Genomic DNA, 12,717 nt, shown 5'->3' with positions numbered 1-12,717 from the left:
TCAAGGTATGACGGGGCGCGTAGTTTTAAGCCCCCAACGGGAGAGCCTGCACGTATGTATCGCGTACTAGTTCCGGTCGACAACGACGTGGACCGAGCGGTCGCACAGGCTCGATACGTGACGAATCGGCCACGCCGTCGTCTCGCTGACGACGCCAGCGGGGTCGTCCGTGACGGCGACGCCGGCGACGTGCTCGTCGAAAATCGGGATCCGGACGGTCGCGGTGACCACAGCGCGGTCGACGCGCTCGGCGAGGGTGTACAACAGCGTCTTCTTCCCGCCGGCGCCGACCGCGCAGACGACGCCGCGGGCCTCGATGGCTTCGGTGAGCGCCATTCAGTCGGCTGCAATCGCGTGCTCGTCGTCGAGTTCCTCGAGAGCCTCCCGCACGTAGCGGTTCTCCCACTTGCGTCGAGCGCGCAACTCCCGTGCGCCGCGCGCCGTCACCTCGTAGGCGTTCGTGCGTTCGTCCTGTTGGCCCTTCTCCAGGAGGCCCTTGTCGACGAGTTCGTCGAGGTTCGGGTAGAGGCGGCCGTGGTTGATGTCGGACTCGTAGTACCGTTCGAGTTCCTCCTTGATGTCGAGACCATTGGGCTCCTCGAGGCCCGCGGTCACCACGAGGAGGTCGCGCTGGAAGCCGGTGAGGTCGTCCATAGTCTAGTTTGAACGTGGGCTATCACCGTATTAAGCCCGGTGGCCGCCTGCAGGCTCCGCGAAGAGGAGCGGCGGGCGCCGGTCGAAAATCGCGGTCGCGTGCTGAGTATTCGGGTGTCGGCTCAGGCTTCCACGCGCGGGGGCGTGAGAAGGTCGGAGTCGGCGAGGCCGGCGCACGTTCCGGCGATAGTGCAGACGCGCTCCGGGGTGAAGAAGTCGGGTTCGTGGGCTTCGGCGTCGATGATGCCGACCACGTCGTTGCCCGCGAGGACCGGACAGCAGAACTCGCTCTGCACGCTGTCGTCGCACTCGTAGTACGGGCCGTCGTAGTCGTCGACGTCGTCGACGAGGACGGCCTCGCCCGTGCGCCCGACGGTGGCGTTGTTCGAGCGCTCGGCGAACGACTCCGTGAGCGGGAACTCAGCGCGGGAGTGTTCACCGGCGTAGGCTTCCTTCACGAGCACTTCCTGGCCGTCCGCGTTCGTCGCGCGACGGTAGACGCCGAGCCAGTCCGGGTTCGTCTCCTCGGCGAGGCGACGCACCGTCTCGTCGAGCGCGACGAGACGGGCGGTGTTCGGGTGGTCGCGGAGGCGCTCGGGGTCGTATTCGAGCCCACAGATCTGCGCGAGGTTGTAGGGGTCGTCGGCGAGACCGACGCCGCACGCGCCGTCCTCACCGGGTTCGGGGACGGGGTAGACGTAGCGGTCTTCGACGGTCTGCGTGTCGACGGTCGCGTGGGGCGGTCGAGCGACGAGCGACGCGCCGCGTTCGGCGGCGTCCGGCGCCTGGTCGGCGTACTCCGGGAGGGCCACGGCCCGGAGGTAGGACTCGTGGTTCATGATCGTGGTGTTCGTGGTGGGGACGTATATGGGCGTTCACTCGGGCAGCGCTCCAGCGTCCAGCGCGCGCTCGCCGCGGTCGGTGAGCCGGTAGACGACCTCTCCAGAGACGGGTTCGACGAGGCCGCGGTCCGCGAGCTCCTCGCAGCGGGTTTCGACGTACGGCGCGTGCATGCCGATGCGGTTCGCGATAATCGCCGGGTACTCCGGGTCGCGCTCCGCGAGGAACTCGAGGATTGTCGGGTCGGCGGGCCGGCTCCACGCTGGTTGGCTGGACGCTGCCTCGTGCATGCTCTTCTGTGGGTCGTGGTAGCATATAACGCTATTGTCCAGACAGACGACATTCGAGGGCGACCCTGTGTCAGATCGGTCCGTCTGCTCCAAAAATAGCCGCCGGGGAGGCGCGCACGCGTGGATGACAGATTGAGTCGCGGGTAACGGCCCCAGTCAGGCCGTGGTCTCGGTACCGGCGCCGTCGTCAGTCGTCTCGGTATCCGTTTCGCCGTCAGTCGCGTTGTCCTCAGTCTCACCGTCAGTGGTCTCGTTGCCCGTCACTCCGTCCGTCGTCTCGTTACCGGTCACTCCGTCCGTCGTCTCGTTACCCGTCACTCCGTCGGTCGTCTCGTTGCCCATTCCGTCGTCGGACTCTGTCCCGTCCTCGGTGGTGTCGTCGCCGATACCGCCGTCAGTTGTCTCGACTCCACCAGTGTCTGTCTCGTTCTCGGCGCCGGTGTCGCCGCCCCCGCCCGGGCCGGCGCATCCGGCGACAAGCAGGAGCCCGACGACGAACACCGCGGCGAGCGGTTTCTTCGATGGTGTCCATTTCATGTCCGCACTCGTTGCGAGGGGGAGAGGGACTGTAAAAACGGGAAATCGTTCCGTTCGTTCCGTCAGACGCCAGAATTCGTTCGAACCGTTTCGACCGTTTCACGGGGAACCGAACAGGTCGAGGGCGACTGACGCGCCGTGGACAGCGACCCGGTGCGAGACGTCGACAGCCGCGCCGAATTCGCGGTGGCGCAGAGACGCGGTGTCGGACCACTACAGACAGCCTAAACCGACGTACAGGAGCGCCCCGCGACGAGCCGACCACCATCCGGAGACCACGGGTACTGTCGGCTTACAGGATTGGTAACGCGGCCTACCTCGATTACGGAACGAATAATAACGAATGCGCACCGCGTAGGCTCTCCGAGAGCGTTGATGCGAACTAGCCCCTCGTCCGAAACTCTCCAGCCGGTGGCCGGTCGATGAACTCTCGTGGGTGGGTGTGCCTCGTCGCATGCATTCTGCTCGCGAGCATGGTCGGTGCGGGACTGGGAACCGCGGCATCCGGTCCGCCCGAGGTCACCAGCGTCGAGTACGTGGGCGACGGCGACATCCGGAACGAAGGCGAGTCGTTGCTGCTGTGGCGGTCGGCGGACCACCAGTTCGAGGTCACCGTCGCTACGAACACGAACGAGACCGCCGGGGCGGTGTGTCTCGTCTCGCAGCCAGCGGACGCCGACGGCACGCAAGACCTCGCGTGCGAGCAGGTCGACGTCCCGGCGAACGAAACCGCCACGGTCACCCTGGCCGTCTCGGAGTGGCCGCAGAATCTGACGGGCGAACAGGAGCTCACGGTGGAGTTCCTGCCGGAGAGCGACGGGCAGGTGCACGCGTCGGCGCCCTTCAACGCCACCGTCGTCGAACAGGACGGCGACTTCGACGACGACGGATTGTCGAACCAACAGGAGGTCGAGGCGGGGACGCGGCTCGACGTCGCCGACACCGACAACGACACGCTCGCCGACGGCATGGAGGTCGATACGTACGGAACAGACCCGACGGACCCCGACACGGACGGCGACGGCCTCGAGGACGGCGCAGAGGTCGACGAGCACGGCACCGACCCCACGGAGGGCGATTCGGACGGTGACGGTCTCCCCGATGCACGCGAACTCGAAGTGGAGACGGACCCCAACGAGGCGGACACGGACGGCGACGGCCTCAGCGACGAGGAGGAAGTCAATACGTACCAGACGGACCCCACGAACCCCGACACGGACGGCGACGGCCTCGACGACGGCGCCGAGGTCGAGGAATACGACTCCGATCCGGTGAAAGAAGACACCGACGAGGACGGTCTGTCCGACAGCCTCGAGGTGAACACGTACGGGACGGATCCGACGAACCCCAACACGGACGGCGACGGCCTCGACGACGGCGGGGAAGTCAACGAGTACGGGACCGACCCGGCGGAGGCGGACACCGACGGCGACGGCCTCGACGACGGTGAGGAGGTCAACCGCTACGAGACGAACCCGAACAAAGCGGACACGGACGGCGACGGCCTCGACGACGGCGAGGAAGTCGACAAGTACGGGACCGACCCGACGGATCCCGACTCGGACGACGACGGCCAGAACGACCTCGCCGAGGTTCGGGCCGAACAGTCTGGAGGCCTCTGGGCGTGGCTCCCCCAGGCGCTGGGTGCAGCGGCCGTCGTCGTCATCCTCGCCGTCGCTACCTACCACACTGACCGGGTCTCGTTGGCTGCGCTCCGGGAGCGTCTCTCGACGGATGACAGTTCGACAGACACGGACGACGCGACCGCGAGTACAGCGACGGACGCCGACGCCACGGAGGTCGACGCCGCGGACAGTGAGACCGACGACGCGACCGCGTCCGGAGCGCTGCCTGACGACGTCCCCCCGGAGTTCCTCTCCGACGAGGACGTCGTGGTGAACCTCCTCGAGGAGAACGACGGGCGGATGCAGCAGTCGGCAATCGTCGAGCAGACGGAGTGGTCGAAGGCGAAGACCAGTCGCGCCCTCTCGGAGATGGAGGCGGACGGCGAAATCGTGAAGATCAAGATCGGTCGCGCGAACGTCGTCGCGCTCCCGTCAGACCTCCCGCCAGGTGTCGACCCGCCAGACGAGACGAACGACCGAGACGACAGATTCCCAGGGAACGAATGACCGACGACGTGTATGCATGCGGCCGGACCGAGGACGTGCATGCATGCGGCCGGACCGACCCCGTGTATGCATGCGGTCGGAGCGACGCGCGCCGGGACGACCAGCGCCTCGGAGCGGTTCGCGGCGCCGACCGCCCCGCGAACAGCGCCCCCGATTCTACTACCGCGGTGGCTGCGGGTGCTGAACCGCGTCGGCGGAGGACTGCACGGTGGGCAATAGCAACGAAACTGCTCCCGCAGACACGCTCCGGGCGTCGGCGCGGTACGGTGAGCGTACCTGTCGAACGCCGGTTCGATACCGTGATTCCACCGGTCGGATGGCATTTCGATACCGTGACTCCGCCGTCCGAATCGCGTTTACTTCGCGTTCACGCGCGGGTTGGGCCGCACCATGCGAGTAGGTGGTGCGACCGGACTGTCGTCGGCGCTCCGTCAGGCAATCGCGGGCCGACCCGAGGGGGTCGGTTTTTCACGGAACCGTGCCACGGCGGGCGGAATAGTTATACGTTACCAAACCCCACTCAATTAGTAGTGCCGGTGCAGTGCCCGGCCAACGCTGAGCCCCCGTCATCGTGCCGAGTTGCCGCCCCGCCCCCGGGTACGACACACGGCCAAAAGCACAACCCAACATGACGGAAACCCTCGACCGCCTCAGCGACCAGTACCAGCAATCGGTGCCGTCGGACCTCCGCGACGCACACGGGTTCGACTGGTACCTCGAGACCCTGTACAACGACCCGAAAATCGCGCGAAACGCCCACCAGCGTCTCGCGGACATGTTCGACTACTACGGGTCGAATACCGAGGACGGCGTCGTAGAGTACAAACTCGCATCCGAGGACCCGCTCGGCGAGGGTGCAAACACCTTCTTCGGTCGCGAAGTGCACGAAGCCATCCACGAGTTCGTGAACAAGGTCAAGAGCGGCGCCCGCGGACTCGGGCCGGAGAAGCGAATCATCCTCCTGCTCGGTCCCGTCGGCTCCGGGAAGTCCGACGTCGACCGACAGGTCCGCCGCTACTACGAGGACTACACGCAGACGGACGACGGACGGCTGTACACGTTCCGCTGGACGAACCTCTGCTCGGTCATCGACGACCAGGACCCCAACGACGACACCGTCGTCTCGCCGATGCACCAGGACCCCATGGTGTTGCTCCCCCAGAAGCAACGCCAGCAGGTCATCGACGACCTCAACGAGGAACTCGAGGCCCCGTACTCGCTGCGCAACGAGCAGTCGCTGGACCCCGAAAGCGAGTTCTACATGGACGAACTGCTCGCGCACTACGACGACGACCTGCAGGCCGTGCTCTCAAACCACGTCGAAGTGATCCGCCTCGTCGCCAGCGAGAACCGACGTCACGCCATCGAGACGTTCGAACCGAAGGACAAGAAGAACCAGGACGAGACCGAGCTCACGGGCGACGTTAACTACTCGAAACTCGCCGTCTACGGCGAAAGCGACCCGCGTGCGTTCGACTACGCGGGCGCGTTCTGTAACGCGAACCGCGGCATCTTCTCCGGGGAGGAACTGCTCAAACTCCAGCGGGAGTTCCTCTACGACTTCCTGCACGCGACCCAGGAGCAGACGATCAAGCCGAAGAACAACCCGCGCATCGACATCGACCAGGTCATCGTCGGCCGGACGAACATGCCCGAGTACCGGGACAAGCGCGCCGACGAGAAGATGGAGGCGTTCAACGACCGCACGAAGCGCGTGGACTTCCCGTACGTCCTGGAGTACGAACACGAGGCCGACATCTACCAGAAGCTCCTCGGGAACGCGGACGTGCCGGACATCCACGTCGAACCCCACACGCTGACGATGGCGGGCCTGTTCGGCGTGCTGACGCGCATCCGCGACCCCGACGCCGACAACGTCGGCCTCCTCGAGAAGGCCAAGGCGTACAACGGGGAACTCGACGAAGTCGACGACGTCGACCCCGAGAAACTCCGCGAGGAAGCCGCCGAGTCCGGTGAACGCGAGGGAATGTCCGGCGTCAGCCCGCGGTTCATCGGCGACGAGATCGCGGCCGCGATCATGGAGTCGATGGACCGCGACCGCGGGTTCCTGTCGCCGCTGACGGTGTTCAATCGACTGGAGGAGAACGTCGGCCAGCACGGCTCCATCGCGGAGGAGGACGTCGACGACTACCAGCGGCTCCTCGAACTCGTGCGCGAGGAGTACAAGGAGCGCGCCATCGAGGACGTCCGGCACGCGCTCGCCTACGACCTCGACGAGATCCGCCAGCAGGGCGAGAAGTACATGGACCACGTGATGGCGTACATCGACGACGACACCGTCGCCGACGAGTTGACCGGCCGCGAGCAGGAGCCGGACGAGACGTTCCTGCGGGCGGTCGAGGAACAGCTCGGCATCCCTGAGGACCGGAAAGACGACTTCCGGCAGGAGGTGTCGAACTGGGTGAGCCGGCGCGCCCGCGAGGGCGAGCCGTTCGACCCCCAGGACAACGACCGCCTCCGCCGCGCCCTCGAGCGGAAGCTCTGGGAGGACAAGAAGCACAACATCAACTTCTCGGCGCTCGTGTCGAACGCCGAGTTCGACGAGGAGGACAACGACTGGGTGGCCGCGCTGGTCGACCGCGGCTACTCGGAGGCGGGCGCGCGTGAAGTCCTGGAGTTCGCCGGCGCCGAGGTGGCGAAAGCAGAACTGGAGTCGTGAGCGACTTCGTCACGTCGGCGAACCGGTCGCTCCGGGACGCCTACGACGAGCCGATGAGCCTCGCGGCGTACGTCGACCACGCCTTCGAGCAGCCGCTGGCGGCCGCGTCCGCGAGCCGGTACCTGCTGGCGGCCATCGAGAGCGAGGGCACGCGGACCGTCGTCGAGGGCGGCGAGGAGCTACAGCGCTACCGGTTCTTCGACGACCCGCACAACGACGGCGAGCACGCGGTCCTCGGGAACACGGCGACGCTGAACGCGTTCGTGGACGACCTGCGCGCCATCGCGGCCGGCCGCGGGAAGGCCGAGACCATCCTCTGGTTCGCGGGCCCGACGGCGACCGGGAAGTCAGAGCTGAAGCGGTGTCTCGTGAACGGCCTGCGGGAGTTCTCGAAGACGCCCGAGGGCCGACGGTACACCGTCGAGTGGAACGTCTCGAGCGTCCAGGAGCGCGGCGGCTTGACCTACGGGGAACGCACCGAACGGGAGCGCGACTGGTACGAGAGCCCCGTCCAGGTGAACCCGCTGGCGGTGTTCCCCGCGGACGTCCGCCGCGACCTGCTGGCGGCCCTCAACGAGGACCGCGAGGAGACCGAGCAGGTGCGCGTGGATTCGGACCTCGATCCGTTCAGCAAGGAAGCCTACGACATCCTCGAGGAGGCCTACCGCCGGGAGGGGCGCAGCGACCTCTTCGGCGCCATCACGGACCGTAAACACCTCCGCGTGAAGAACTACGTCGTGGACCGCGGCCGGGGCATCGGGGTGTTGCACTCCGAGGACGCCGGCAGCCCGAAGGAACGCCTCGTCGGGTCGTGGGTGCCGGGGCTGCTCGCGGACCTGGACTCCCGGGGCCGGAAGAACCCGCAGGCGTTCAGCTACGACGGCGTGCTCAGCCAGGGCAACGGCTGCCTGACGGTCGTCGAGGACGCCAGCCAGCACGCCGACCTGCTCCGGAAGCTGCTGAACGTCCCCGACGAGCGCCGCGTGAAACTCGACAAGGGCATCGGGATGGACCTGGACACCCAGCTGATCGTCATCTCGAATCTGGATCTGGAAGCCCAGCTGAACCAACACGACGACCGCCAGGGGTTCGACCCGCTGAAGGCGCTGAAGCGGCGGCTGTCGAAACACCGCTTCGACTACCTCGTGAACCTCCAATTGGAGGTCCAGCTGCTGCACCGCGAGCTCACGAACACCACCGAGGTGTGGACCGAGACGGACCCCGAGGTGCTCGCCGACCGCGTCCGGTCGCCGCTGACAGTCGCCGTCCGGGACCAGGACGGCGTGGTCGAGCGCGAGCTCGCGCCACACGCCATCGAGGCGGCCGCGTTGTATAGCGTCGTCTCCCGGTTCGACGGCGCGCCCGACGGCCTCGACGTCGTCGAGAAGGCGCTGCTGTTCGACCAGGGGTTCGTCGGGAGCGGGGAGAACCGCCGCGACGCCGACGAGTTCGACTTCGAGAGCGACGCGGACGGCCAGAACGGAATCCCCGTGACGTACACCCGGGACGTCCTCGCGGACCTCCTGCACGCGGACGGCGACCGCTCGCACCCGGACCTGGCGGTCGAGTGCGTCGTCACGCCCGGCGACGTGCTGGACGCGATGGTCGACGGACTCGCCGAGGCCCCGGTGTTCTCGGACGCCGAACGGTCCGAGTTCGTGGACCGCCTCGTGCCCGTCAAAGATTACGTCCACGACCAGCAGGAAGACGACGTCCTGGCGGCGCTGCTCGCCGATCAGGGCGCGACCGAGGAGGAAGTCCAGCAGTACGTCGAGCACGTCCACGCGTGGGCGACCGACGACACAGTGACGAACGACCGCGGCGAGGACGTGCCGCCGGACGCCCTCGCGATGAAGGTCTTCGAGACCGAGACGCTCGGGCGCTTCGACGACGCCCACTACCGCGGGAACGAACCCGGGGACGCCGTCCGGAACTTCCGCGAGGACGCCGTGATGACGGCGGTCACGCGCCACGCCTGGCAACAGCGCGACGACGAGTTCCGGGCCAGAGACGTCGACCTCACGGCAGTGCCGGTGCTCCAGGACGTGCTCGCGGGCAACGACTGGGACGACGTCGAGCGCGTGCATCCGGACTTCGACCCGACCCAGTGGCCGGACCCACCCGAGGACACTGAGACGGCCGAACTGAAAGCGCAGGCGATCGAGTTCCTGACCGCGGAACGCGGCTACTCGCCGGAGAGCGCCGAGCTCGCGACGCGAGCCGTGGTCTCGGAGGTGAGCCACAGATGGGACTGAGAGAGGACCTCGAACGGTACCGCGAGGTCGGCGAACAGCGCCGCCAGGACCTCGAGGAGTTCATCCAGTACGGCGACCTCGGCGGCAGCGACGCGGACTCGGTCCGCGTCCCGATCAAGATCGTCGACCTGCCCGAGTTCCAGTACGACCGCCTCGACCGCGGTGGCGTCGGACAGGGCGACGCCGAACCCGGCGACCAGGTCGGCGACCCGCAGGAGGCCGACGGCGACGGGGACGGCGACGAGGCCGGCGAGGAGGGCGGCGAGCACGAGTACTACGAGATGGACCCCGAGGAGTTCGCGGCGGAACTGGACGACCGCCTCGGCCTCGACCTCGACCCCAAGGGCAAGAAGGTCGTCGAGGAGATCGAGGGCGCGTTCAACGACACCGCGCGCCGCGGGCCGCGCAGCACGCTGGACTTCGACCACCTCTACAAGCAGGGATTGAAGCGAAAGGTCGCGATGGACTTCGACGAGTCGTACGTCACGGAGGCGCTGCGCGTGGACGACTGGGGACCTGCGGAGGCGTTCCGGTGGGCCCGCGCGGACAACATCCCGGTGTCGAAGGCGTGGCTGGAGGACCGCGCCCGCGACCTCGAGGACCCCGAACGCTGGGCGTCCATCGACGAGATGGAAGCCGAGTGCGACCGGGAGCCGACGAACGTCCGCCTCCAGCGCGGCGGCGCCGGCCGCGTGCCGCTGCGGCGCGAGGACGAGCAGTTCCGCCACCCCGAAATCGAGGAGAAGCGCCAGCGCAACGTCGTCGTCGTGAACATCCGGGACGTCTCCGGGTCGATGCGGGAGGACAAGCGCGAACTCGTCGAGCGCACGTTCACGCCGCTGGACTGGTACCTCACGGGCAAGTACGACCGCGCGGACTTCGTCTACATCGCCCACGACGCCGAGGCCTGGGTCGTGGAGCGCCACGACTTCTTCGGCATCCAGTCCGGCGGCGGCACGCGCATCTCGTCGGCGTACGAGCTCGCCGACGACGTCCTCGCGGAGTATCCGTTCAGCGAGTGGAACCGCTACGTGTTCGCCGCCGGGGACGGCGAGAACACCCGCGGCGACACCGAGGACAACGTCATCCCGCTGATGCGGGCCATCGACGCGAACCTCCACGCGTACGTCGAAACCCAGCCCGGCGGCAGCGCCGGCGGCGGCACGCACGCCGGACAGCTCCGCAGCGAGTTCGACGACAGCGACCAGGTCGCCGTGACCACGGTCACCGGCGAGAGCGACGTCCTCGACGCCATCGAAACCATCCTCACCACCGAAGATGAAGACTGACATCGACAAACGACGGACGGCCGAGCGCCTCACCGACCCCGCCGCGGAGGCGGCTGCACTGGCTCGGAAACTCGGCCTCGACCCCTACGAGGTCCAGTACTGGGTGGTCGACCACGACGAGATGAACGAGCTCATCGCGTACGACGGCTTCCAGACGCGGTACCCGCACTGGCGGTGGGGGATGAAGTACGAGCAACAGCGCAAGCAACGCCAGTTCCTCGGCGGGAAGGCGTTCGAGATTGTGAACAACGACAACCCCGCGAACGCGTTCCTCCAGGTGTCAAACGACCGCGCCGACCAGAAGGCCGTCATCACGCACGTGGAAGCGCACGCGGACTTCTTCGCGAACAACCAGTGGTTCGGGCTGTTCGGGGCCGACGACGGCCCGAACGCGGCGGCGATTCTGGAGCGACACGCGGACCGCGTGGAGTCGTTCCTCTCGGACCCCGAAATCGACCGGGAGGCCATCGAGCGGTTCGTGGACACGGTCCTGACAATCGAGGACAACATCGAGTACCGGCGCGCGTTCGACCGGGACGACGGCGGAGGGGAGCCCGAGGAGCTCGCGGATACCCTCGACGGCCTCGGCGTCAGCGACGAGGTTCGGGCGGAGGTGTTCGACGAGGACTGGGTGGCGGCGCTCGGCGACGACGACGAGGCGTCGTTCCCGCCGGACCCGGAGTACGACCTGCTGGCGTTCCTCCGGGAGTACGGTCAAGCGTACGACGAGGACGCCGAGAAGGCCGTGGACTTCGAGGACTGGCAGCGACAGCTCATCGAGATGCTCCGCCGGGAGGCGTACTACTTCGCGCCCCAGCGCACGACGAAGGTGATGAACGAGGGGTGGGCGGCGTACTGGGAGTCGATGATGATGGGCGAGGAGGCGTTCGCCGACGAGACCGAGTTCCTGGACTACGCCGACCACCAGGCCCGCGTGCTGAACAGCCCGGGGTTCAACCCATACAAGCTCGGGAAGGAGCTGTGGGAGTACGTTGAGAACCGCACGAACCGCCGCGAGGTCGTCGAGCGCCTGCTCAGGGTGCAGGGCGTGACGTGGCGGAACTTCCACGACGCCGTCGACTTCGAGGAGGCCATTGGGGTGCTAGCGCCGTCGCAGGCACTCGACGCCGTGTCCGCGGCGTCGCTGGACGAGGTCGCGGACCTGCCCGACGAGTACGTGGACTGCGAGGCCCTGGCGGCCGCCCGCAACGGCGACGTCGACGTCGACCGGTACCCCTGGAAGGTGTTGACCTACGAGGGGCTGGCGCGCCGCCACTTCTCGCTGACGAAGCCGCAGTTCCAGGGGTTCCTCGCGTCCGTCTCACGGTCCGAACTGGAGGCGACGAGCCGCTACCTCTTCGAGGACGACCGGTACGCGTCGGTCGCGGACGCGCTAGCGGAGGTCGAATACACCGCTGGCTGGGACCGCATGTTCGAGGTGCGGGAGAGCCACAACGACGTGACGTTCGTCGACGAGTTCCTCACCCAGGAGTTCGTCGACGCGAACGACTACTTCGCGTACGAGTACAGCCAGACGCGCGGGGACTTCCGGGCGAGCAGCACGGACGCCGAGGACGTCAAGAAGAAGCTCCTGTTGCGGTTCACGAACCTCGGGAAGCCGACCATCGCGGTGTACGACGCGAACTACGAGAACCGCGGCGAACTCCTGCTCGGCCACGAGTACAACGGCGTGCTGCTGGACCACGACGACGCGGAGGCCACCCTGGAGCACGTCTTCGAACTGTGGGGTCGGCCGGTCGTCTTGCACACGATCTCCAAGCGCGTGAGCGACGCCGAGCGCAAGCGCGCGCAGCGAAACGACCGCGAGCCCGAACCGGAGGAGTTCGGGCTGGCGCTCCGGTACGACGGCGAGTCGATCGAGCGCAGGGAGCTGTCGTGGGCGGAGGTCGAGCACCTCGCGGCGGACGAGATCGACTACGACACGAAACCCGACGACTGGCTGTAGACGGCCCGGACTGATGGCTGTAGACGGCCCGGACGGACTGATCGCTGGAAGGAGACCTCACGCCGCGTGCGTCC

General features: G+C 67.3%; 9 protein-coding genes and 1 pseudogene. 5 read left to right on the top strand and 5 right to left on the bottom strand.

Annotated features, from left to right (window positions below; translation table 11 throughout):
• Positions 1–123 precede the first annotated feature (123 nt).
• The 5 genes and pseudogenes from GRX66_RS04560 to GRX66_RS04540 form a co-directional block, all read right to left on the bottom strand.
• Positions 124–336, bottom strand: a pseudogene (locus tag GRX66_RS04560) (selenium cofactor biosynthesis protein YqeC); the annotation flags it as partial.
• Positions 337–654 (bottom strand): helix-turn-helix transcriptional regulator, encoded by a 318-nt coding sequence (locus tag GRX66_RS04555; protein WP_159525472.1) that lies wholly within the window; start codon positions 652–654, stop codon positions 337–339.
• 122 nt (positions 655–776) lie between these two features.
• Positions 777–1,493, bottom strand: a complete 717-nt coding sequence (locus GRX66_RS04550; protein WP_159525471.1) for a GAF domain-containing protein — start codon at positions 1,491–1,493, stop codon at positions 777–779.
• Between the two features lie 36 nt (positions 1,494–1,529).
• The gene (locus tag GRX66_RS04545; RefSeq protein WP_159525470.1) at positions 1,530–1,784 is read right to left on the bottom strand and encodes a DUF2250 domain-containing protein; all 255 of its coding nucleotides are present in this window, start codon (positions 1,782–1,784) and stop codon (positions 1,530–1,532) included.
• 156 nt (positions 1,785–1,940) lie between these two features.
• Positions 1,941–2,321: a hypothetical protein gene (locus tag GRX66_RS04540; protein ID WP_201292920.1), complete on the bottom strand. Its 381-nt coding sequence runs from the start codon at positions 2,319–2,321 to the stop codon at positions 1,941–1,943.
• Between the two features lie 422 nt (positions 2,322–2,743).
• Here GRX66_RS04540 and GRX66_RS04535 point away from each other — a divergent pair, with 422 nt between their 5' ends.
• From GRX66_RS04535 to GRX66_RS04515, 5 genes are all read left to right on the top strand, one after another.
• Positions 2,744–4,453 (top strand): helix-turn-helix transcriptional regulator, encoded by a 1,710-nt coding sequence (locus GRX66_RS04535; RefSeq protein WP_159525469.1) that lies wholly within the window; start codon positions 2,744–2,746, stop codon positions 4,451–4,453.
• Between the two features lie 628 nt (positions 4,454–5,081).
• Positions 5,082–7,133 carry a PrkA family serine protein kinase gene (locus GRX66_RS04530; RefSeq protein ID WP_159525468.1) on the top strand — a complete coding sequence of 684 codons (2,052 nt, stop codon included), beginning with the start codon at positions 5,082–5,084 and terminating at the stop codon, positions 7,131–7,133.
• Positions 7,134–7,186: 53 nt separating this feature from the next.
• Entirely contained in the window at positions 7,187–9,388 is a 2,202-nt protein-coding gene (locus GRX66_RS04525) for a PrkA family serine protein kinase (protein ID WP_159525473.1), read from the top strand.
• A complete protein-coding gene (locus tag GRX66_RS04520) occupies positions 9,379–10,677 on the top strand; it encodes a DUF444 family protein (RefSeq protein ID WP_159525467.1) in 1,299 nt (432 codons plus the stop codon). Before GRX66_RS04525 ends, GRX66_RS04520 begins: the two co-directional genes overlap by 10 nt.
• Positions 10,667–12,643: a SpoVR family protein gene (locus GRX66_RS04515; RefSeq protein WP_159525466.1), complete on the top strand. Its 1,977-nt coding sequence runs from the start codon at positions 10,667–10,669 to the stop codon at positions 12,641–12,643. The genes GRX66_RS04520 and GRX66_RS04515 overlap by 11 nt, the downstream gene beginning before the upstream one ends.
• The last annotated feature ends 74 nt before the right edge of the window (positions 12,644–12,717 follow it).

Source organism: Halobacterium bonnevillei, assembly GCF_009831555.1.
GTDB classification, from domain to species: domain Archaea; phylum Halobacteriota; class Halobacteria; order Halobacteriales; family Halobacteriaceae; genus Halobacterium; species Halobacterium bonnevillei.
The sequence above is the reverse complement of the archived record's forward strand: the minus strand, read 5'-3'. Positions and strand labels throughout refer to the sequence as shown.